We start from the raw sequence: 21188 nt of genomic DNA, 5'->3' as shown, positions 1-21188 counted from the left end.
GCCGACGTACGCATTGCGACCGTGACCAACTTCCCGCACGGCAACGACGACATCGAGATCGCCGTGGCCGAGACCCGTGCCGCTGTCGCCTACGGTGCTGACGAAGTGGACGTGGTGTTCCCGTATCGCGCCTTCATGGCTGGCAATGAACAGATCGGTTTTGATCTGGTCAAAGCCTGTAAAGAGGCCTGCGGTGCCAACGTGCTGCTGAAAGTGATCATCGAGACCGGCGAGCTGAAAGAAGAGGCGCTGATCCGTCGCGCTTCCGAAATCTGTATCGATGCCGGTGCCGACTTCATCAAGACCTCCACCGGCAAGGTGCCGGTCAATGCGACCCCGGAAGCGGCACGCATCATGATGGAAGTGATCAAGGCCAAGAATCCGAAAGTCGGCTTCAAGCCAGCTGGTGGCGTGAAAGATGCCGCCGTTGCCGGTCAGTACCTGGCCATGGCCGAAGAGATCCTCGGCAATGACTGGGTATCCGCCCGTACCTTCCGCTTTGGTGCATCCAGCCTGCTGGCCAGTCTGCTGGCCACTCTGGGGCATGGCGACAAGCCGGCCAACACCAGCGGTTACTAATAGGTTGATGAGAGGGCGGACTGCTGTCCGCCCTGTTAGCCCCCACCATGCGGTGTGCGGGCAAGGATTCAGGCTTGTGTAACGCCAGCAATGGCGGAGGGAATGAAAGATGTTTTTGCCTCAAGAAATTATTCGCAAGAAGCGCAACGGTGAAGCGCTCAGTACCCAAGAAATTCAATTCTTCGTTCAGGGCATTACCAATAACACCATCGGCGAGGGGCAGATTGCCGCGCTGGCGATGGCGGTCTACTTCAAAGACATGACAATGGATGAGCGGGTCGCCCTGACCTGCGCCATGCGCGACTCCGGCATGGTGCTGACTTGGGATCACCTCAATCTGGGCGGCCCGATTGTCGACAAGCACTCCACCGGCGGTGTGGGTGATGTGGTTTCCCTGATGCTTGGCCCGATGGTCGCTGCCTGCGGCGGTTTCGTGCCGATGATCTCCGGCCGTGGCCTGGGCCACACCGGCGGTACTCTCGACAAGCTGGACGCCATTCCCGGCTACCAGACCTCGGTCGACAACGATCGTTTCCTGAAAGTGGTGAAAGAGGCTGGCGTGGCCATCATCGGTCAGACCGGCGATCTCGCCCCGGCTGACAAGCGTATCTATGCAGTACGGGACATCACCGCCACCGTCGAATCGATCGCGATGATCACCGGCTCCATCCTCTCCAAGAAGCTCGCCTCCGGGCTCGAAGCGTTGGTGATGGATGTGAAAGTGGGCTCCGGCGCCTTTATGCCGACCTTCGAAGCGTCCGAAGAGCTGGCCAAGAGCATTGTGGCCGTGGCCAACGGTGCCGGTTGCCGCACCTCTGCGCTCTTGACCGATATGAACCAGGTGCTAGCCTCCAGCGCCGGTAACGCGGTGGAAGTGCGTGAAGCTGTGCGCTACCTGACCGGTGAATACCGCAACCCGCGGATCCACGAAGTGACCATGGCGCTGTGTGCCGAGATGCTGATCTCCGCCGGTCTTGCCAGCGACGAGCGCGATGCCCGCACCAAGCTGCAAGCGGTGCTGGATAATGGCAAGGCGGCCGAGATCTTCGGTCGCATGGTGACTGGTCTCGGTGGCCCGGCCGATTTTATGGAGCGTTACGACGCTTACCTGCCCAAAGCCGCCATCGTGCGCCCGGTCTTCGCGGCCAACAGCGGTTTCGTGACCGCCATGGATACCCGCGAGCTGGGTCTGGCCGTGGTCGCCATGGGCGGTGGTCGCCGCGCTGCCGGTGACAAACTTGATTATGCGGTCGGTCTGACCGACTTTATCCGCCTGGGTCAAAGCGTCGATGCTGACAAGCCGATCGCGATGATCCACGCTCAGACTGAAGAGCAATATGCTCAGGCTGCCAGCATGGTGCAGGCGGCTGTCCGGATTGGTGGCGAGCGGCCGGAAGCACTGCCTGAAGTGTACCGCCGTATCACCCTGGTCGATTTGTAACAAGGGGAAGACCCATGAAACGTACCTTTATTCTGATGATGGACTCTTTCGGTATTGGCGCTGCTGCCGACGCCGACAAGTTCGGAGATGTGGGCGCCAACACCCTTGGCCATATCGCCAAGGCGTGTGCGGCAGGTGAAATTGAAGGCCGTGGTGCCCTCAATCTGCCCAACCTCAACAAGCTGGGTCTGGGCCACGCCTGCGAGCAGGCTTCCGGCTACTTCCCGGAAGGGCTGAAGAAAGATATCGAGGTGGTCGGTGCCTACGGCTTTGCGCAGGAACTCTCCTCCGGCAAGGATACCCCGTCCGGTCACTGGGAGATCGCCGGCGTGCCCGTGCTGTTCGAGTGGGGCTACTTCAAGGATCACCACAACAGCTTCCCGCAGGAGCTGCTGGACGCCATCGTCGAGAAGGCTGGTCTGCCTGGCTATCTGGGCAACTGCCACGCTTCCGGTACCCAGGTGCTGGACGATCTGGGCGAAGAGCACATGAAGACCGGCAAGCCGATCCTCTACACCTCTGCCGACTCCGTGTTCCAGATTGCCTGCCACGAAGAGACCTATGGCCTCGAGAAGCTCTATGAGCTGTGCCACATCGTGCGCGAGCTGCTGGAGCCTTACAACATCGGCCGCGTGATTGCGCGTCCGTTCGTAGGTACTGGCAAGGGCAACTTCAAGCGCACCGGCAACCGTCACGACTACTCAGTGCTGCCGCCGGCGCCGACCGTGCTGGATTACATGAAAGATGCGGGTGGTCAGGTGGTCTCCATCGGCAAGATCGCCGACATCTATGCCCAGCAGGGCATCACCAAGCAGGTGAAAGGGACCGGTCTGACCGAGTTGTGGGATCGCACGCTGGAAGAGGTGAAAGCGGCCGGTGACAACACCATCGTCTTCACCAACTTCGTCGACTTCGACTCCTCCTACGGCCACCGCCGTGATGTTGCCGGTTATGCCGGTGCGCTGGAGTATTTCGATTCCCGCCTGCCGGAGCTGTTTGAGCTGCTGCAAGATGGCGACGTAGTGGTGCTGACTGCCGACCACGGCTGTGACCCGACCTGGGGTGGTACCGACCACACCCGCGAATACATTCCGGTGCTGTTCTTCGGCAAGCCGGTCAAGGCTGGCTCCGTCGGTCGTCGCGAGACCTTTGCTGATATCGGCCAGAGCATCGCGGCTTACCACGGCCTGCCGAAACTGGCGTACGGTACCAGCTTCCTGTAATTTACCCGCCCGCCACTTCGGCGGCGGGCAATTTATAAAACAATAAAACTCAACCTAGTGTGAAGGAATCAAGAGAATGGCAACTCCTCATATCAATGCGAAAGATGGCGCCTTTGCTGATACCGTGCTGATGCCGGGCGACCCCCTGCGTGCCAAGTACATCGCTGAAACTTTCCTGGAGAACGTTGAGCAGATCTGCGACGTGCGCAACATGTTCGGCTTTACCGGTACCTACAAGGGCCGTCGTATCTCCGTCATGGGTCATGGCATGGGTATTCCGTCCTGCTCCATCTACGCCAAAGAGCTGATCACCGATTACGGTGTGAAGACCCTGATCCGCGTGGGCTCCTGTGGCGCAGTGCGTGAAGACGTGAAACTGCGTGACGTGGTGATCGGTATGGGTGCCTGCACCGACTCCAAAGTAAACCGTCTGCGCTTCAAGGATCACGACTTCGCTGCCATCGCCGACTTCGACCTGGTTGCCAATGCCGTACAGGCCGCCAAGAACAAGGGCGTTGCCGTGCGTGTGGGTAACATCTTCTCCGCCGACCTGTTCTACACTCCGGACCCCTCCATGTTCGACGTCATGGAAAAATACGGCATCCTGGGTGTCGAGATGGAAGCCGCCGGTATCTACGGCGTGGCCGCAGAGTACGGTGCCAAGGCGCTGACCATCTGCACCGTCTCTGACCATATCCGTACCGGTGAGCAGACCACCTCTGAAGAGCGTCAGCTGACCTTCAACGACATGATCGAAATCGCACTGGATTCCGTCCTGCTGGGCGACAAGTAATTCCCTTGCGAATAACAAACGGCGGCCTTCTGGCCGCCGTTTTTGTATCTGCTCACTGGTTGCGCCATCAATTTTCCGGAGGTGGCGCGGGGGGCGTACTCTTTTTCTTGTGCTTGCGCACCCGCATGTAGTTGCGGCGCACGCCGTAGGAGATGAGCACCCCGGCCAGCAGGGCGACCAGCAACATCAGGCGCTGTTTCTCCTGCACCACCTTGAGCCGGGTGTCCTTGTCTGCCAGCATCTGCTGCTCTTCCAGGGTGATACGCAGGAAGCCGATGGTCTGCTCGCCATCCCGGATCTCCTGCACGAACTGGATCCGCCCCTTGCCCTGCTCCGGCAGTGACTTGTTATCGCTGCCGATGGGCAGCAGGCTCTCCAGCGGCACCGCCTGCTCCGATTGGGCGAGGGGAATGCCGCGTCCGTCGTAGAGGGTGGCATCGAGGATCTCCGGCTCCGCCGCCAGATCCCGCGCCAGCCGCTCCAGCTCGCTGCTCTTCTCCTCCTTGATCCAGCGTTTCATGTCGCGGGCAGCATAGGCGACCAGCGCCTGTGCCCGGTTGCGCGCTTCGCTGTGCAGCGAGGCCTGGCTTTCACCCTGCATATGGATGAGCACACCGAGCACCCAGCATCCGAGCAGGATACCGGCACCCAGGCTGAGAACACGTTTGATGGGAAGATGACGCTGCAAGCGCGAGACCTCATGGTAACAAGGAGTGGCGGGATCTTGGCGCTTGCCTGTACAAAAAGCAATACGCTACTCTGGGCCAGCATTGTTAACCCCCTGATCACCAAGGAAGGCGTATCCCTTATGTTGTTGTCCCGGCTCCCCCCTCTGTTATCCTATTGGCCCGCGTTGTTGTCCGGCTCACCCTGTTGGCAGCTCAGTGCAGATGCGTTGCAACCGACAGAGACTCCGCTGGCTGGCGGCTGGTTGGTGCTGTTTGGCAAGGGGCTGGGCGCCTCCCATCTGGCGCGTCTGTCGCCACTGTTGGCTGCACAGGAGTTGGCGGCCACCCTCTATCCTCCCACCGAGGTGGCGGGCGTACCGCTGCTGCTGCTTGGCTGCGATCGCTTCTCTGCCGAGCTGGTGGCCGAGCTCAAGAGCGGTGAGTGGGAGATCGATCTCTGCCATCTGCCCGCGCTACCGACCCTGAACGAGCCCGGCCTGCTGGTGATGGATATGGACTCCACCGCGATCCGCATCGAGTGTATAGACGAGATAGCCCGCCTTGCCGGGGTTGGCGAGCAGGTGGCGGCAGTGACGGCCGCGGCGATGCAGGGCAAGCTGGAGTTTTCCGACAGCCTGCGCAATCGGGTGGCCCTTCTGGCAGGCGCGCCGGTCACCATTCTCGACGAGGTGGCGGCATGGATGCCCTGGATGCCGGGCTTGCAGCTGATGGTCGATACCCTCAAACAGGCGGGGTGGCGTGTTGCCATCGCCTCCGGCGGTTTTACCCGTTTTGCTGGCCAGTTGCAGCGCGATCTGGGGCTCGACGCCATCTTCGCCAACGAGCTGGCGGTGGAAGGGGGTCAGCTGACCGGCAAGGTGAGCGGGCGCATTGTTGATGCCAGCGTCAAGGCCGAGGTGTTGCAGCAGCTTGCTCAGGAGTACGGCATTGCTGCCGCCCAGACCGTGGCCATCGGCGATGGTGCCAACGATCTCAAAATGATGGGGAGCGCGGGCCTTGGCATCGCCATTCACGCCAAGCCGCTGGTGCGGGCGCAGGCGGCGGCCACCCTCAATCATCACGATCTGGAGGGGGTGATCTGCCTGCTGGCGGCGCGGGCCTGCAGCGAGCAACGTTGGGACAAGCGCTGACAGTGTTTCAAGGAGGAAACTAATAAAAATGGAATTGTTGCAGCAGTCTCTGTTTATCCCCTGTGGTGGCCATCAATTGCATGTTCGCCACATCAAACCCCGGGTCGCCGTGCATGGCGAGCCGATACTGATGGTGCACGGCGCCATCGAGAACGGGCGGATCTTCTATACCGAATCGGGCAAGGGGTTGGCCTGCTTTCTGGCCCGCCACGGTTATCAGGTCTATGTGGCTGATTTGCGGGGGCGGGGGCTCAGCACTCCTGCCATCGCCGAGCAGGCGGAGCACGGTCAGCATGAGCTGATTACCGAGGATCTGCCCGCCCTGCACCGCTGGATTGCCGAGCGCCATCATGGCTTCAAGGTGCACTGGGTGGCCCACTCCTGGGGCGGTGTCATCATGGCCTCGACCCTGGTGCGCTTTCCCGAGCTGGCGGATCAGGTGGCCAGCCTGCTGTTTTTTGGCACCAAGCGCGGTGTGTCGGTGCACAATCCCGAACGCTGGCTGAAGGTGGATCTGATCTGGAATCGGCTGGCCCCCTGGCTGGCTCGCCGCCGTGGTTTTCTGGCGGCTCGTACTCTGAAGATCGGTGCTGACGACGAGCCGCTGCGCTATCTGCAGGAGACCATCCCCTGGGTCAAGTGCGGCCCCTGGCAGGATCCTCACGACGGTTTTGCCTATGACGAGGCGGCGGCACGGGTCAACTGGCCACCGCTCTGGATGATTTCGGCCAAAGCGGACAAGGTGCTGGGTCACCCGACCGATGTGCGCCGCTTCAGCGACGAGATGGGTTCGGCCACACGTCACACCCGATTGGGGCGGGACAACGGCAACCGCCTCGATTATGACCACATCAATATGCTGACCGCCCCGCAGGCCCAGGAGGATCACTTTCCCCAGATCCTCGACTGGTTGCTCAATCCGCAGGCGGTATGACAAAAAACAGGGCGCCTCGAGCGCCCTGTTTCATTTTTGTCTGTTTCCGGATCATCAGTTCAGCGGCGGCGTGATGCCAAAGCGGAACAGGGTGGCCTGGGTGGTATCGGTCAGTTCGCCCACCCCCACCACGCTCCACAGCTCCTCTTCCAGCTTGCGCGCCTTGTGGATGGCGAACTTGGCGATGTAGTCCAGCTCGTTGGCGATGAAGTTGGTGTCGGGCCGTCCGGTACGGGAGATGCCGACCAGCACCGAGTAGAACTCCCCCTGCTGCTGCGCCAGCTCGATGAACTGACGCTTCTCTTTGAGGTTGGCAAAGCTGCTGGCCAGCCGGCTGCTGAAGATGGGCAGGCCGGCCTTGGTCTGGATGCTGGCGATATAGACCTCGTCCTCTCTCGGTTTGTCCTCCCGCTCGATGGCACGCAGCGGGTTCATCAGCAGCTCCTTGAGCAGCTCCCCCTGAAACAGCGGGTAGAGGTTCTCCTGCTCCGGCAGCTCGGCACAGGCTTGCAGCAGCCGCTGCAGACTGCGCGGTTGCAGAGACTTGCCGATGGAGGCCGGTTTGGGCGCGCCTTTCAGCTTGTTGACGTAGACCGGTGAGTTGAACAGGTGGTGGGTATAGATGTTGCGCAGGGCCCGCGCCAGCCCGCGATAGCGGCGCTGCTCCTGCGCTGCCTTGAGCTTGTTCTGGTTGCTCTCGATCAGCAGGCTGAAGAATTGGCGGCCGGTATGGCGATCCGAATCCCCTTCGATGCAGAGGTGCAGCACGGTGCGGGTCATGTTGAGGCTGACCAGCCGGTAGGAGAGGCGCTGCAGATCCATGCTCTTGGAGAGCTCCTGCAAGCGGGGCAGGGCGATGGTCACCACATCGTTCTTCTCGCCGATAAAGGCATCTTCCAGCTCGATTTGCAGGCCGTGAGTCGAGATGTCGCGGGTCCAGCCGATCCAGGATTTGCCGTTGTGATGGATGGCGACCGCCGTCTTGTGGATGTAGCGCGACTCCTTGCGCAGCTGAACATAGTGCAGGGTCTCGATCTCGAACGGGGCAACTCCCTGTTCGTGACCAAAGCGTTGCAGCTCGTTGGCGTTGTTGCTGACCCCTTCCTGATGGAACTCTTCCCGCTGGGACTCCTGGCCGATCTCCTGCAGCAGGCCGCAATAGCCGATCTGCTTGAGCCGCTCGAGCAGCAGGATGTCTTGTAACTGCGGGTTGTCCTGCCCCTGCAGTTGTCCCACATCTGCTTCGATCAGATCGCACGCCTCCAGCGTGAACTTGTAGACTCGCCAGCTGGGGCGGCGGGAGCCTACCTGGAAGAAGAGGGCGGTGAGGCCACTCTGGCGCAGCTCCTCGGCGGTGGCGGAGAAGAAGTAGATGTGGCTGCGCACCGTGTGGGTAAAGCAGTAGATGATGGTCTCGGTGGTGGTGCCGGGGGCCGGGCAGAGCCGTTTCATCCGCTCTGCGCTGAAAAGGCCCGCGAGGGCATCGCGGTTTTTTTCATCGCGCCAATACTCCAGCAGGTGCTGGTTGTTCTCGGTACGCAGGGCTATCTCGAGATTGGGGCTGTCGCCGGTGCCGAAGAAGAGCGGCATACCGGTCATCCGCGGCAGGTAGAACTGCTCATACCCTTTGATGATGGCGGCGGAGAGCAGATAGTCGACGCTGACCCGATAGCGGATCTTGTTGGCATCGATAAAGTCGCTGAGGAAGGCATCAAAGGCTGGCTGTTCGCCGGATCGCACCAGCCGCAGCCAGTATTTCCCCTCTTTGCTCTCTTCGCCAAGGATCTGATAGCCGACCGGCTGGTGCAGCACCGGATTGGGGGTATCCCGCTCCAGTCCGGTAAAGAAGACCTCCACCTGGGCGCCGGTGTGATAGTTCGGCAGATAGGGAACCGAGACCCGCATGCCACCCAGCGAGAGATCGGAACTCTTGGCGAACAACTTTTCCCCGTCCTGAAACTTGATCAGCACCGGCGAGCTGAAGTGCATCCGCTCCTGACGGCGGCCGTAGTAGCTGGCAAAGGCAATGGTGTTGACATCATATTGCCGGAAGGGGCTGGCCGGCGGCGACAGCTGACCATCCACGCGGGCGTTGTGGTGCTGTTTTTGCCACTGTTGCAGCGCCTCGTAGACGCCGAGGGTATAGATATCGCGGTAGAGATAGCACTGGGACTGGAACAGGGCAATCGCATCGGCGGGCATGAAGTGAGTGATGCCGTCGAACTCATGCACCAGGCACTCATCCTCCAGCTCATCGCGCATGTCGATGACCCTGCGGCAGGGGGAGCACTTGCGCTTGAGCTCCATCTTGATCAGAAAACGGCTGTTGCTGTTTTCCTCCTGAGTCATGCGGTTGAAGATCTCCTCGAAATCTTTCTCCCGCAGCAAGGGGACGAGTTGTTCAATCAGATGTTGCTGGTGTTCTGAATCCATTTGTTCCTGCCACGGAAAGTCACTTTTCCGATTCTGGGTTTGATCTGTCGGTCGCAAACAAGTATATCAAGCAGGAATTCATCCTGTCCCCGAGTTATCAATGGCCAAAAATAAAACTGCTTATGTTTGTTCCGAATGTGGTGCCGACTTCACACGCTGGCAAGGTCAATGCAGCGAGTGCAAGGAGTGGAATACCATCACCGAGGTGCGCCTCGGCTCGGTGAGCCCCGCTGGCAAGAGTGCCCGTTACACCGGTTATGCCGGCGCGGTCGGCAGTCAGGTACAGACACTGGCAGAGATCGCCACCACCGAAATTCCCCGTTTTACCTCAGGTTTCAAGGAGCTGGATCGGGTGCTTGGCGGTGGTGTGGTGCCCGGCTCGGCCATTCTGATCGGCGGCAACCCGGGAGCGGGCAAGTCGACCCTGCTGCTACAGACTATGTGTGGTCTGGCTGAGCGGATGAAGACCCTCTATGTCACGGGTGAGGAGTCGCTGCAGCAGGTGGCGATGCGGGCCAACCGCCTTGGGTTGCCTACCGACAAGCTGCGGATGCTCTCCGAGACCAGCGTCGAGCAGATCTGCCTGATTGCCCAGCAGGAGCAGCCGCAGATCATGGTGATCGACTCCATTCAGGTGATGCATGTGGCGGATGTACAATCGTCCCCCGGTTCAGTCTCTCAGGTGCGCGAAGCGGCTGCGTTGCTGACCCGCTACGCCAAGCAGAATCATGTGGCCATCTTCATGGTGGGCCATGTGACCAAGGATGGCAGTCTGGCGGGCCCCAAGGTGCTGGAGCACTGCATCGACTGCTCTGTGCTGCTTGATGGTGGCCATGACTCCCGTTTTCGTACCCTGCGCTCTCACAAGAACCGCTTCGGTGCGGTCAACGAGCTGGGGGTCTTTGCCATGACCGAACAGGGGATGCGCGAGGTGAGCAACCCCTCCGCCATCTTCCTCAGCCGGGGGCAGGAGCAGGCGCCTGGTTCCATCGTCATGGTGATCTGGGAGGGCACCCGGCCGCTGCTGGTGGAGTTGCAGGCGCTGGTGGACTACTCCCAGCTCTCCAACCCGCGGCGGGTGGCGGTGGGGATGGATCACAACCGGCTCGCCATGTTGCTGGCGGTGCTGCACCGTCACGGCGGGCTACAGATGGCGGATCAGGATGTCTTCATCAACGTGGTCGGCGGAGTCAAGGTCGAGGAGACCAGTGCGGATCTGGCGCTGCTGTTGGCGATGGTCTCCAGCTTCCGGGATCAGGCGCTGCCCAAGGATCTGGTGGTGTTCGGCGAAGTGGGTCTTTCCGGTGAAATTCGCCCTGTGCCGTCCGGCCAGGAGCGGTTGCAGGAGGCGGCCAAACACGGTTTTCGTCGTGCCATCGTGCCGCACGCCAATGCCCCCAAGCATCCCATCGAAGGGATGGAAGTGGTGCCGGTCAAGAAGCTGTCTGAGGCACTCGAGGCGCTGTAATCTCTCAGCATTGCAATCGATACAAGAGCACAACGGAAAAAGAGCGCCTCGGCGCTCTTTTTTATGGGCTGTACCTGCCATCAGGGCTGGCTATGTTCCAGATGTTCGCTCAGCAGTTGTTCCAGCTCGCGGTGGAGCAGCTCTTCGTCGCCGACGTTGAGCTCGATCATCCGCTTGAGGTGGGTGGCGCTGTCGATATCGATGTGGTGGCAGTAGAACCCCAGTTTTTTGCTGGCTTCGTGGGTCAGCTCGACCTGCATTTTGATCTTGATATCGCTACCGCTCAGGATAAAGCTGAGCTGGTATTCCTTGTTGTCACGGCTCTCCCAGTCGTCGGGGCGGATCAGCAGGGCCCCCTGCAAGGAGACGTCGACAAGCTGGGTCTGCCACTTCTGTTCCCCCTGGGTGAGTTCTGCCATGGTCAAGTAGAGGATCCGTGCAAAACGGCGGCGCTCAGACATGCTCATCTCCTGTATGCAATAAGTGTGGACGCTAGGGTCATAGCTCTGAGTGTAATCCACCTTGGTTGCCAGTATCTTGAACTTGCTCCGAAAATGGCATTCAGGCTTGCTGGGTACTCAAGGATTCCACCACATGAAGCGCCTTGACCAGGCGATCTTCCTGTTTGAACCGCTCTTCAAGAACCGGACCCAACTCGTTGAGATCATCATCCAGTAGCAGCAATTGGGCCTCGTCGGCATCACTGTATTTGTCGTTGAACTCGAGGGCGAATTCAGTGCTGTTGCGAATATGGGGATAGATGCGTTTGGCCAGCTCCAGTGTTTCGCCGCTGGCTTGCTCGAAGGCGGTGACGACGTGGTGGTAGATCTCGAAATGGCCTGCACTGACATAGTCGACCAGGCGGTCGCAAAACTGATGCAGCTCTTCTGTTTTGGGCAGGCTGCGTTGCTTGGTCCGCGCCGGAGTGAGGCCTGCCAGCTGCATGTATCCAACCAGCAATGCTTGCCTTGCATCCAGCCAGTCGTCGATAGCTTTATGCTTGCCTGCCAGCGCCTGCTTGGTCTGTTCCAGTTTCGTCAACATAATCCCTATCCCTCCGTGGGGCAAAGGCTGGCCGATTGTTCGGTATTCCGAGCCGTTTGAGCAGTGACACAACCTATAACTAGGGAAAATCTGGGCAAGCGTCAATAGCCATGGGGGGATAATGTTAAGTGGCGAAGAAATAGTCAGCAGATTGTGTCTGCGTGCTAGCAGGTTTCAGGCCTACTCACGGTTTTTCGCGTGTGGAATGTGACTATTTCCGCAGATCTTGATGAAAACCCCAGCGTTTGACGCGTTCGGCTCGATAAAGGCTTTGCCTGTGCGTTTTTTTTTGCATAGAGTGACCCAGCGCTAAATGCCCGATCATAAAGGAAATGTTATGAACAAAGCTCAACTTGTCGATGCGATTGCCGCCAAAGCAGATCTGAGCAAAGCTCAGGCCAAAGTGGCTCTGGAAGAGATCATCAATGGTATTACCCAGAGCTTGAAAGAAGGCGATGCTGTGCAACTGGTCGGTTTTGGCACCTTCAAGGTCACCCACCGCGCAGGCCGCACCGGTCGTAACCCGCAAACTGGTAAAGAGATCCAGATTGCTGCTGCCAACGTGCCTTCATTCGTGGCTGGCAAGGCTCTGAAAGACGCAGTCAAGTAAGTCCTAAAGTCTGTTTTGTCCAATGCCAGTCGGCTTGCTGACTGGCATTGTTTTTATGGGATTCTCCCATCCTTCCTATTAGTCCTTCCTGACAATTCCTTCTGTCAGCCTCGTTGCGGCTGTGGCCTTATGCCGTTTGCGGGTTGGATGGCAGCGGCCAGATCCGCTCATAGGCCCAGGTAAAGACCATGATGTAGACGAGGTAGAAGGCGACGAAGCCGAGATCCAGCATCAGGGCGTCCCACACTCCCAAATCGAGCCAGAACATGACGCAGGGGAGGGAGAGCATCATAAAGCTCGCCTCATAGCCAAACGCGTGCAGGAAGCGGTCCAGTGGTCGCTTGTTGGTGCGCCCGCAAAGTTTGAGCAACCCCTTGTCGAACAACAGGTTCCAGCCATAGGTCCAGGCGGTGGCGACGATGGAGAAGAAGATGGCCAGCGAACCGACCTCGGCGACGCCCTGACCGAACAGCTGGCTGATCAGCGGTGCGACCAGTGCCAGCCCGATGCCTTCGTAGAGAACCAGATAACGAAGTCGATCAGGGGTGGTGCGAAGTTGAGTACTACTCATGGGGATATGCCTCCTGTGGGAGGCGCATTCTAATCAGGGAGTGGTTAAAAGAGAAGCATCGGCCCGTCGTGACTGGCGTTGAGGGGCATGATGATGCCCCCTCTTTGCGATACGTCTCTATTGCCAATTTGGGCGTTAGCCCTGAGTGGTCAAGTCTGCGACTCAGGCGCCGGTTGGCGTGACCCGGGTCAGCATGGCAAAGCCCTCTTCCACTTGAGTGAGCTGTACCTTGACCTCTCCCAACTCGGCGAGCGAGGCAACATGGGTGCCACCACAGGGAATGGTCACCTCTTGGCCTTCCAGCATGCAGTGCCAGTAACGGGAATCGATGATCGCCTCGCCAGCGCGGCTACGGCGGATCTCGCCTCCGGCTGCGATCCAGTCGGCCAGTTGCTGGTTGACCTTCTCTTCAATCAGCGCCAGATCTGCCAGCAGCGCCTCGCTGTTGACCCCCTTCTTGCGCAGGCTCTTGCCGATGCGGTACTGCTCTCGCGATCCACAAGGCTCGACCCGAGAGCTTTGAATAGCCAGGCGGTCGAAGTCGGGCTGGCCCAGTGCATCGCGCTCGCTTACATCCTTGCGCCAGTAGGGGGTGAGTACTCGATTGAGCGCCATCGCGGCCAGATGGCAGCCGCTATGGCCCAGACTCAGGGCGTGACGGGCAGCGCTATCTACTTGCAATTCGACCTGGCTGCCAACGGCCAGCTCATGGTCACCGGTCAGCGGATGGACCACCACGAAACGCCACCCCTCAGCGCCCCGTTTGACCGGAATGGCAGTATCGACGAACAGCTCGCCATCCGGGCTGATGGCCCCCATTCGGCAAGGGCCAATGGTGGCTTCGCCCCCTTCCCAGCGAACATGGCCTACATCCCCCGGCTGATCGGGCCAGAGGTGGCTCTGGGGATGAAAGGGGGTGAGGTCGGTGACCAGCAGCGTGGTGTCACCGCGCTGGCAGCAGACCACGCTGGCCTGCTCTTGATGATGGCCCAGTACGAAGCTGGCTCGGGTATGTTCCATGGCAAGGCTCCCGCAACGATAAATGAGAAGAGAAAGCGGCAGCATACGCCAAAGTGCGAAGAGGCTCATTAACCGGAGTTAATGAGCCTCTCTTCTCGGTTTTAGGTTCGCTAGATCATGGCGACCAGCAGATAGGCATTGAGCCCGATCACCAGCGCAACGATAAGGCGGCCGACGGCTTGTGTGACCGGATGGTTGCGATGTTGCCCCATCAGCGCCCGATCGCCGGTTAGCATCAACAGCGGGATCAGGGCCAGCGCGATGCCAAAGCTCAGGATCACCTGACTCAACACCAGAATTTCGGTGGTGTTGAGTCCCATGGCGATTACCACGAAGGCGGGAGCCATGGTGATGGCGCGACGCAGCCAGAGCGGGATGGTAAAGCGGACAAAGCCCTGCATCACCACTTGCCCGGCCAGGGTGCCCACCACGGTAGAGCTGATGCCGGATGCGACCAGCGAGAGGCCAAACAGGGTGGCGGCAGCCTGACCCAGCAGCGGAGTGAGGGTCTGGTAGGCGGATTCCAGCTCCGCTACCTGCTGGTGGCCCGAGCTGTGGAACGCGGCGGCCGCCATCGCCATCATCGCCAGATTGACGAAACCGGCGATGGTCATGGCAATCGCCACATCGACCCGGGTGGTGTGCAGCCGCTGGCTGACCGAGCCCTGATCCTGCGTGTGCTGGGTCAGTGCCGAGTGCAGATAGATAACGTGGGGCATCACGGTAGCACCGAGCACACCGGCGGCCAGATAGACGGCATCGCTGTTGGGCAGACCGGGGAAGAGAGCCCCTTCCAGCAGGCTGGGCAGATGGGGGCGGGAGAAGATCAGCTCGACGATGTAGGCCGCCGCGACAAACAGCAGCAGGCCACCGACCACGAACTCCAGCGGTTTCTGGCCACGGGATTGCAACATCAGGATCCCCCAGGTCACCACGGCGGTGATACAGGCTCCTTCAAGCAAGGTCACGCCAAGCAGCAGCTTGAAGCCGACGGCGGCGCCGATAAATTCGGCGAGATCGGTGGCCATGGCGATGATCTCTGCCTGCACCCAGTAGGCCCAGACCGCCGGTTTCGGCAGTCGGTCGCGGATGTGCTCCGCCAGATTCTTGCCGGTGACGATACCAAGTTTGGCCGAGAGGGTCTGCACCAGCATGGCCATCAGATTGGCCCATACCACCACCCAGAGCAGTTGGTAGCCAAAGGTAGAGCCCGCCTGAATATTGGTGGCGAAGTTGCCCGGGTCGATATAGCCGATGGCGGCGATAAAGGCAGGCCCGAGCAGGGTCAGTTTGAATTTGCGGGCTGGAATCGTAGTCGTCAGTGCGGGTTGCATGGCATCACCCTCCATAAGGATATGGAGAGAGAATAGATCTAAGTGATAATCATTATCAATTGTTGTTTCTGATGATTTCCATCGGGAAAAACATTTAAGGCGGTCAGTTGCAGTGAGGGATGTGATTTCGTACAATACGCCGCCCTAGAAAAGCAGCGACTAAACACCTTTATGTTCCTTGCCTCCGAGGTCTGGCTGCACCTGGGCGGAGGCTGAATTAATCCGTAAGGAGCTAAAATGCGTCATTACGAAATCGTCTTCATGGTTCATCCGGACCAGAGCGAGCAAGTTCCCGGCATGATCGAGCGTTACACCGGCGCCATCACCACCTCCGGTGGTACCATTCATCGCCTGGAAGATTGGGGCCGCCGTCAGCTGGCTTACCCGATCGACAAACTGCACAAAGCCCACTACGTTCTGATGAACGTAGAAGCAGAGCAAGCCGTTATCGATGAGCTGGAAACCAACTTCCGCTTCAACGATGCCGTTATCCGCAACATGATCATGCGCACCAAGCACGCCGTGACTGAAGTTTCTCCGATGGCCAAGGCCAAAGAAGAGCGCTTCACCCGTCGTGACGACGAGCGCCGCGAAGAAGCTACTGAAGCTGCTTCCGAAGAGTAATTCTGGATCACTGACTAGAGGATAAAGGCCATGGCACGTTATTTCCGTCGTCGTAAGTTCTGCCGCTTCACCGCCGAGAACGTTACCGAGATCGACTACAAAGATATCGTTACTCTGAAAAACTACATCACTGAATCTGGCAAGATCGTACCGAGCCGTATCACCGGTACCCGCGCCAAGTATCAGCGTCAGCTGGCACGCGCCATCAAGCGTGCTCGTTACCTGGCTCTGCTGCCGTACACCGATCTGCACAACAAGTAAGAATCGGCCCGGCACTTAAGCCTAACTCAACGAAATTTATAGAGGAAAGGTAATGCAAGTTATCCTGCTCGACAAAATCGCCAAACTGGGCGGTCTGGGTGACCAAGTTTCCGTGAAATCTGGTTATGCCCGTAACTACCTGATCCCGCAAGGCAAAGCTGTTATGGCCACCAAGGCCAACATCGAAGCTTTCGGTGCTCGTCGCGCTGAGCTGGAAGCCAAACTGGCTGCCAACAAAGCTGCTGCTGAAGAGCGTGCTGCCAAGCTGGCCGAACTGGCTACCGTGGTTATCGCTTCCAAGTCTGGCGACGAAGGCAAGCTGTTCGGTTCCATCGGTACCCGTGACGTGGCTGAAGCCATCACTGCTGCCGGCGTAGCCGTTGCCAAGAGCGAAGTCCGCATGGGCAACGTTCTGCGTAACACCGGTGACTACGAAGTTGCTGTTCAGCTGCACGCTGACGTTAAAGCAACCGTACAGATCCAGGTTGTTGCCCTGTAATAGCGATTCGCTTTTGCAGAGAAAACCCGCGCTTTTGCGCGGGTTTTTTATTTTCCGGCCCGGGGGTAGAGTGAAGGTCTGTTCCACTGGAGGAGATCCCTATGGCTTGGGTAGAAGGTCGCGTCATCGAACGCATCGAATGGACACCCACTCTGTTCTCCCTGCGGGTAGCGGCCGAGCTGGCTCCCTACAAGGCAGGCCAATTCACCAAGCTGGCCCTCGAGCAGGGCGATCGCCGCATTCAGCGCGCCTACTCCTTCGTCAATCCCCCCTCTTCGCCATACCACGAGTTCTATCTGGTCGAGATCCCGAGCGGTGAGCTGACTCCGTCCCTCGGCTCGCTGCAAGCAGGCGATACCCTGCAGGTGCAATCCCAGGCCACCGGCTTTCTGACGCTGGATGAGTTGCCCGCCGGGCGCGATCTCTGGTTGCTCTCGACCGGCACTGCCATCGGCCCCTTCCTCTCCATGCTGGCCGATGGGGAAGCCTTCAACCGTTTCGAGAATCTGGTGCTGGTGCATGGGGTACGTAAAGGCGAGGAGCTGAGCTATCAGGATTTGATCGCCAGCTTTGCCGAGCAATATGGCGCGCGCTTTCGCTATGTCCCCTTTGTCAGCCGCGAGCCCTGGCCCGATGCAATGGCAGGGCGGATCCCGGCGGCGATTGCCAATGGTCAGTTGCAGGATCGAGTGGGGTTGGAGTTCTCACCCGAGCTGAGTCAGGTGCTGATCTGCGGCAATCCGGAGATGGTGAAAGAGACCCAGCAGACCTTGCTGGCGCTGGGGTTGGCCAAGAATCTGCGGCGTGCGCCGGGCAATATCAGTGCGGAGAATTATTGGTAAAAAAATCAGCACAGGGGCGCCAGGCCCCTGCTGCATCAGGAGAGGGCGTTCAGTTCTTCTTGCCGTTGCCTTTGTTTTTATCTTTCTGTTTGTCGTGACCTTGCCCGGGGTTATTGCCGCTGTGGATGCTGCGGTTGTAGTGATCCCGGTACTTGCCATCCATCTTGTCGCAGTTGAGTTTGATCCGGCTGTCGCCAATGCCAAGATCCAGACAGTTGTCCTGCCACCAGTCGTACTCTTTGTCATCCCAGTCGAGATTGATCTTGATGTCATCACCGGAGATCTTGATGCCATCGCTGTTTTTGCTTGGCGGCGCCGCAACCGCGGTGCCATGTGCCATCAGCAGGGAGAGCAGCAGGGCGCCGCGCCGGATAACAGGGTTGTGTTTGGCTTGGGTCATCGCAAGGGTACTCTCCTGTCGTTATTGGCCACTCTGCGAGTTGGCAGGGATCTGGTTGGTTTGCGGCGGCTGGTTGCGGTTCTCTTCATCTTCCAGATTGAATTTGACCGCCCTGCAGTCGGCCGGGGCGGTTTCGCCGACCCCCAAGTCGAGACAGTCGTTCTGGGTCCAGCCGAACTGCTTGTCATCCCAGTCCAGGTTGAATTTAAGCTCATCGACTGAGAATTCGGAGCCACTGCTCTCTTGATATTGCTGGGTCGCTGCGGCGCTGCCGGTAACCAGAAGAAGGGAGAGTAGCAAAGTGGTCTTACTGTTCATGATGGCCTCGGATAATTGCAACGGTGGATGAGTGTACAGACCGGAGCTGAACCCGGGCGGAACTGTTCCCCATCTCACTACATGATCAAGTCAGGGAGGGATTGTATCGCTTTTCTGCTGCCGATTTGTCCGTTTTGGTCGCACTCTGGGCAGCTGGTTGCCAATCTCAAGGAATTCAGTCATTTGCCCTTCTCTGGGCGAGTCTGGCGACTATAATCGGCAGCCAACTTTTCCTGCACAGCACACCCCTTCATCATGACCACACAGGACTCCTCCACACTGCGCTACCCCAAGGGGTGGTTTGCTCTGACGACGGTATACAGTTTCACCGGGTTGGCCATTCTGGCTTCCATTATCTTCTCCCTGCTGCTGTTCCTCTCCATCGACGACAACCCGCTGATGAAGTGGCTGTTCGGCGGCTTGGCCATCATCTTCGAGCTGGGCAAGTTTTACGTCTGGTACGAGTACGGCGAGCGCAAGGCGCGACGGGATTTGAGTGGTGCTTTCTGGTCGCTGCTGTTTTACAGCGTGCTGGCGGCCATCTCCATCGGCGGCAGTATTGGTGGCATCAACAGCGCCACCAATACGGTACTGAGCCAGCAGGCGCGCCACGAGCGGGAGCTTGCCCGTTTCGACGAGCAGATCGCCAGCATCGAGCGGCAGATCCAGCTCAACGAGGAGGCAGCCCGCAAATATATCGAGCTGGAGCGCATCTCCAGTGGCGTCTCCTCGTTGCAGCATGCCAACACCAAGCTGCGCTTGCAGCAGGATGAGCTGCGTCAGCAGCGCGATGCCAAGCCGGTCAACGAACAATCCTCCATGCTGGGGCTGATGAGCAGTCTGGCGGACGGGGTAGGGATGAGCATCAGTCAGGTGCAGTTCCTGCTGGTCTGCTTCCTCTCGGTGCTGCTCGACGTGTTCGGTGCCTTCTTCGTCAGCCTGATCGGCGAGGAGAACCGCTTTCGCCGGATGTGGCGCTGGCAGCAGGATCAAGCTCACAGAGAGGCGCAAGCAGCGTTGGCGATGGCAGCCCAGCCCGAGCCCATGCTGCCGCCCGAGCCCGCCCCCGAGGTGCTGGCGCAGGTGCGCGGTGCGCTGGTGAGCGGTGAGCTCAAGTGCAGCAAGCGCTCGGTGGCGCAGGCTTTGTCACTCTCGCTGGAGGAGGTGGATCGGGTGTTCCACCATCTGCTGTCGCAAGGGGTGTTGGGGCAGGGGAGCAATCGCCACTACTACCTCAATCCGGCGCTGGAGCAGCAACCCGGATAGTGAGAAGGCCACCGGAACGCGGTGGCCTTTTTCGTTATCGAGTGGCTGTGGAATTCAGTGAGTCAGCACCATCATCAGGCTGAGGAAGGCGGCCAGTCCGCCACCGATGCCGATGATCCAGTAAAACCCCTTGGCCCCCTGTTTGAGCGGGATGCGGAAGTAGAGCAGAAACGCCCACCACCCCAGTGCCAGCAACAGAGGAATAAGAAACATTCGAGCCATGGTGTCCTCGCTGTTATTCTGTTGACCCTTGATCAATCAACAGGATGGATTGTGCAATGACGCAACTACAGATTACCGCATTCGGTGACCCCTCGGTACTCAAGCTCAACCCTTCCCTCGATAAGGTGCCAGCCGATGGCGAAGTGCGGGTACGCATCTGCTTTGCGGGGGTCAATCCCATCGATGCCAAAACTCGCGCCGGTCTTGGCTGGGCGGCGGCCCAGAACAAGGGCAAGCTGCCCTGGACACCGGGTTATGACGTCTCCGGCGTGGTGGAGAAGCTGGGCCCCGGCGTGACCTCGCTGGTCGAGGGGGATTTGGTGTGCGGCATGGTCGGTTTTCCCCTCGCTGCCGGTGGCTACGGGGAGTCTGTGGTGGCAAGCGAAAACGAGCTGGTCAAGCTCGACGGGGTGAGCCTGCAGCAGGGGGCCGCGTTGCCGCTGGCCGGTCTCACCGCTTGGCAGGGGCTGTTTGAGCACGGCGCCCTCCAGAGCGGCCAGCGGGTCTTGATCCTCGCCGGTGCCGGTGGTGTCGGCCATCTGGCGTTGCAGTTTGCCAACGCCTATGGCGCCGAGGTGGTGGCTACCGCCAGCCCGGACAACCATGGCTTCCTCCATGCTTTGGGGGCGCGCTGGATGGTGGATTACCACGATGCGAACTGGCCAGCACGGGTGGTGGCAGAGGTCGGCCAGGTCGATCTGGTGCTGGATCTGGTAGGCGGCGAGAGCGGCAAGGCGGCGCTCGCCTGCGTCAAGCCGGGTGGCCGCTTGGTGACGGTACCCACCATCACTGCCCAGTTGATCAAGGATGCTGGGGCTGCGGCGGGTATCGAGGTGGTCGGCATGCTGGTTCACCCCGACCAGAAGCAGCTGGGGCAGATGTTGATGCTGCTGCGTCAGGGTGAGGTGAAGGTTACCCTCGCCGGTGAATTCCCCCTGGCCGAGGGGGCGCTGGCCCACCAGGGCATCGAAGGGGGCCATGTACGCGGCAAGCTGCTGCTGCGCATGCCTGCGGCCGATGGCCTGCCCGGATGAGCGAGATGATGGAGATGGGGCTGGGGTGGCTCTTTTTAAGCGCATTCACCTCCGCCACCCTGCTGCCAGGTAGCTCCGAAGTGCTGTTGGGGGCCATGGCGGCCAAGGGGGAGTGGAGCATGGCGAGCCTGCTGCTGTGGGCGACGCTGGGCAATACCCTCGGATCCATGACCACCTGGTGGCTCGGCTGGCTCGCCACCTTCAAGAAAAAACCGGAAGATTTTCAAGGCCGTGGGGAACAAAAAGCCCTCGGCTGGCTCAAACAACATGGCCACTGGTGTCTGCTGCTTGCCTGGACGCCGGTGGTCGGTGATGGTCTCTGTCTGTTGGCCGGTTGGCTGCGCCTCTCCTTCTGGCGCTCTCTCATTCTGATCGGGCTCGGCAAATTGTTCCGTTATGCCCTGGTTTTTCTGCTGGCCAGTCATATTTTCTAGCCTGTTTTTGTCACTCACG

25 protein-coding genes are annotated in these 21188 nt (G+C 59.5%); 15 read left to right on the top strand and 10 right to left on the bottom strand.

The features are described from left to right. The 4 genes from deoC to deoD all read left to right on the top strand — a co-directional run. Nucleotides 1-579: deoxyribose-phosphate aldolase (gene deoC / locus AB5Y76_RS01590; protein WP_263719296.1), on the top strand; the 579-nt coding region annotated here is incomplete at its 5' end. 109 nt (nucleotides 580-688) lie between these two features. Then, a complete protein-coding gene (gene deoA, locus AB5Y76_RS01585) occupies nucleotides 689-2020 on the top strand; it encodes a thymidine phosphorylase (protein WP_368177653.1) in 1332 nt (443 codons plus the stop codon). 14 nt (nucleotides 2021-2034) lie between these two features. Continuing rightward, nucleotides 2035-3243, top strand: a complete 1209-nt coding sequence (locus AB5Y76_RS01580) for a phosphopentomutase (RefSeq protein ID WP_021230981.1) — start codon at nucleotides 2035-2037, stop codon at nucleotides 3241-3243. Between the two features lie 76 nt (nucleotides 3244-3319). Continuing rightward, on the top strand, nucleotides 3320-4036 hold the full coding sequence (deoD, locus tag AB5Y76_RS01575; RefSeq protein WP_005340471.1) for a purine-nucleoside phosphorylase: 717 nt from the start codon (nucleotides 3320-3322) through the stop codon (nucleotides 4034-4036). A 67-nt stretch (nucleotides 4037-4103) separates the two neighbouring features. On the opposite strand, the gene AB5Y76_RS01570 is transcribed toward deoD, so the two are convergent. Beyond that, nucleotides 4104-4724, bottom strand: coding sequence for a YtjB family periplasmic protein (locus AB5Y76_RS01570; RefSeq protein WP_005348965.1), 621 nt, complete (start codon nucleotides 4722-4724; stop codon nucleotides 4104-4106). A 120-nt stretch (nucleotides 4725-4844) separates the two neighbouring features. On the opposite strand from AB5Y76_RS01570, the gene serB reads away from it, so the two are divergent. Together serB and AB5Y76_RS01560 are read left to right on the top strand one after the other, a co-directional pair. Further along, nucleotides 4845-5855 (top strand): phosphoserine phosphatase SerB, encoded by a 1011-nt coding sequence (serB, locus tag AB5Y76_RS01565; RefSeq protein ID WP_263718804.1) that lies wholly within the window; start codon nucleotides 4845-4847, stop codon nucleotides 5853-5855. A gap of 28 nt (nucleotides 5856-5883) precedes the next feature. After that, a complete protein-coding gene (locus AB5Y76_RS01560) occupies nucleotides 5884-6789 on the top strand; it encodes an alpha/beta fold hydrolase (protein ID WP_201906422.1) in 906 nt (301 codons plus the stop codon). A 54-nt stretch (nucleotides 6790-6843) separates the two neighbouring features. Here AB5Y76_RS01560 and AB5Y76_RS01555 read toward each other — a convergent pair whose 3' ends face one another. Further along, nucleotides 6844-9222, bottom strand: a complete 2379-nt coding sequence (locus AB5Y76_RS01555; RefSeq protein WP_263718808.1) for a PilZ domain-containing protein — start codon at nucleotides 9220-9222, stop codon at nucleotides 6844-6846. A gap of 100 nt (nucleotides 9223-9322) precedes the next feature. On the opposite strand from AB5Y76_RS01555, the gene radA reads away from it, so the two are divergent. Then, a complete protein-coding gene (gene radA / locus AB5Y76_RS01550; protein WP_005340481.1) occupies nucleotides 9323-10690 on the top strand; it encodes a DNA repair protein RadA in 1368 nt (455 codons plus the stop codon). A gap of 80 nt (nucleotides 10691-10770) precedes the next feature. Here the strand turns inward: radA and AB5Y76_RS01545 are convergent, their stop codons facing one another. Continuing rightward, entirely contained in the window at nucleotides 10771-11151 is a 381-nt protein-coding gene (locus AB5Y76_RS01545; RefSeq protein ID WP_263718813.1) for a PilZ domain-containing protein, read from the bottom strand. Nucleotides 11152-11251: 100 nt separating this feature from the next. After that, nucleotides 11252-11734: an Rsd/AlgQ family anti-sigma factor gene (locus AB5Y76_RS01540; RefSeq protein ID WP_005348975.1), complete on the bottom strand. Its 483-nt coding sequence runs from the start codon at nucleotides 11732-11734 to the stop codon at nucleotides 11252-11254. 337 nt (nucleotides 11735-12071) lie between these two features. Between AB5Y76_RS01540 and hupA the strand changes: the two genes are divergently transcribed. Next, complete coding sequence (gene hupA / locus AB5Y76_RS01535; RefSeq protein WP_005340484.1) at nucleotides 12072-12344, top strand: nucleoid-associated protein HU-alpha; 273 nt, start codon at nucleotides 12072-12074, stop codon at nucleotides 12342-12344. A gap of 127 nt (nucleotides 12345-12471) precedes the next feature. Here hupA and AB5Y76_RS01530 read toward each other — a convergent pair whose 3' ends face one another. The 3 genes from AB5Y76_RS01530 to AB5Y76_RS01520 form a co-directional block, all read right to left on the bottom strand. Further along, nucleotides 12472-12915, bottom strand: coding sequence for a PACE efflux transporter (locus AB5Y76_RS01530; protein ID WP_005358045.1), 444 nt, complete (start codon nucleotides 12913-12915; stop codon nucleotides 12472-12474). A gap of 162 nt (nucleotides 12916-13077) precedes the next feature. Beyond that, nucleotides 13078-13935 (bottom strand): hypothetical protein, encoded by an 858-nt coding sequence (locus AB5Y76_RS01525; protein ID WP_263718816.1) that lies wholly within the window; start codon nucleotides 13933-13935, stop codon nucleotides 13078-13080. A gap of 110 nt (nucleotides 13936-14045) precedes the next feature. Continuing rightward, the gene (locus AB5Y76_RS01520; RefSeq protein ID WP_005340487.1) at nucleotides 14046-15269 is read right to left on the bottom strand and encodes an Nramp family divalent metal transporter; all 1224 of its coding nucleotides are present in this window, start codon (nucleotides 15267-15269) and stop codon (nucleotides 14046-14048) included. 237 nt (nucleotides 15270-15506) lie between these two features. Here AB5Y76_RS01520 and rpsF point away from each other — a divergent pair, with 237 nt between their 5' ends. The 4 genes from rpsF to AB5Y76_RS01500 all read left to right on the top strand — a co-directional run bounded on the left by rpsF (nucleotide 15507) and on the right by AB5Y76_RS01500 (nucleotide 17495). Next, on the top strand, nucleotides 15507-15893 hold the full coding sequence (gene rpsF, locus AB5Y76_RS01515) for a 30S ribosomal protein S6 (RefSeq protein WP_005308887.1): 387 nt from the start codon (nucleotides 15507-15509) through the stop codon (nucleotides 15891-15893). A 30-nt stretch (nucleotides 15894-15923) separates the two neighbouring features. After that, nucleotides 15924-16154, top strand: coding sequence for a 30S ribosomal protein S18 (gene rpsR, locus AB5Y76_RS01510; protein ID WP_005308890.1), 231 nt, complete (start codon nucleotides 15924-15926; stop codon nucleotides 16152-16154). Between the two features lie 52 nt (nucleotides 16155-16206). Beyond that, entirely contained in the window at nucleotides 16207-16653 is a 447-nt protein-coding gene (rplI, locus tag AB5Y76_RS01505; protein WP_005340490.1) for a 50S ribosomal protein L9, read from the top strand. Nucleotides 16654-16754: 101 nt separating this feature from the next. Next, nucleotides 16755-17495 carry a ferredoxin--NADP reductase gene (locus tag AB5Y76_RS01500; protein ID WP_263718820.1) on the top strand — a complete coding sequence of 247 codons (741 nt, stop codon included), beginning with the start codon at nucleotides 16755-16757 and terminating at the stop codon, nucleotides 17493-17495. Between the two features lie 49 nt (nucleotides 17496-17544). Here the strand turns inward: AB5Y76_RS01500 and AB5Y76_RS01495 are convergent, their stop codons facing one another. Together AB5Y76_RS01495 and AB5Y76_RS01490 are read right to left on the bottom strand one after the other, a co-directional pair. Further along, nucleotides 17545-17895, bottom strand: a complete 351-nt coding sequence (locus AB5Y76_RS01495) for a hypothetical protein (RefSeq protein WP_190973210.1) — start codon at nucleotides 17893-17895, stop codon at nucleotides 17545-17547. Nucleotides 17896-17916: 21 nt separating this feature from the next. Continuing rightward, nucleotides 17917-18213 carry a hypothetical protein gene (locus tag AB5Y76_RS01490; protein ID WP_021229026.1) on the bottom strand — a complete coding sequence of 99 codons (297 nt, stop codon included), beginning with the start codon at nucleotides 18211-18213 and terminating at the stop codon, nucleotides 17917-17919. A gap of 255 nt (nucleotides 18214-18468) precedes the next feature. On the opposite strand from AB5Y76_RS01490, the gene AB5Y76_RS01485 reads away from it, so the two are divergent. Next, nucleotides 18469-19479 (top strand): Preprotein translocase subunit SecY, encoded by a 1011-nt coding sequence (locus tag AB5Y76_RS01485; RefSeq protein WP_263718824.1) that lies wholly within the window; start codon nucleotides 18469-18471, stop codon nucleotides 19477-19479. A gap of 54 nt (nucleotides 19480-19533) precedes the next feature. Here the strand turns inward: AB5Y76_RS01485 and AB5Y76_RS01480 are convergent, their stop codons facing one another. Next, on the bottom strand, nucleotides 19534-19701 hold the full coding sequence (locus AB5Y76_RS01480) for a hypothetical protein (protein ID WP_005308905.1): 168 nt from the start codon (nucleotides 19699-19701) through the stop codon (nucleotides 19534-19536). A 56-nt stretch (nucleotides 19702-19757) separates the two neighbouring features. On the opposite strand from AB5Y76_RS01480, the gene AB5Y76_RS01475 reads away from it, so the two are divergent. Further along, entirely contained in the window at nucleotides 19758-20735 is a 978-nt protein-coding gene (locus AB5Y76_RS01475) for an NADP-dependent oxidoreductase (RefSeq protein ID WP_263718826.1), read from the top strand. Continuing rightward, the gene (locus AB5Y76_RS01470; protein WP_005348990.1) at nucleotides 20732-21169 is read left to right on the top strand and encodes a YqaA family protein; all 438 of its coding nucleotides are present in this window, start codon (nucleotides 20732-20734) and stop codon (nucleotides 21167-21169) included. The genes AB5Y76_RS01475 and AB5Y76_RS01470 overlap by 4 nt, the downstream gene beginning before the upstream one ends. The last annotated feature ends 19 nt before the right edge of the window (nucleotides 21170-21188 follow it).

This window comes from Aeromonas sp. R1-2 (assembly GCF_040908505.1).
Lineage (GTDB): Bacteria > Pseudomonadota > Gammaproteobacteria > Enterobacterales > Aeromonadaceae > Aeromonas > Aeromonas veronii.
This window is presented reverse-complemented; position numbering and strand designations above follow the sequence as displayed.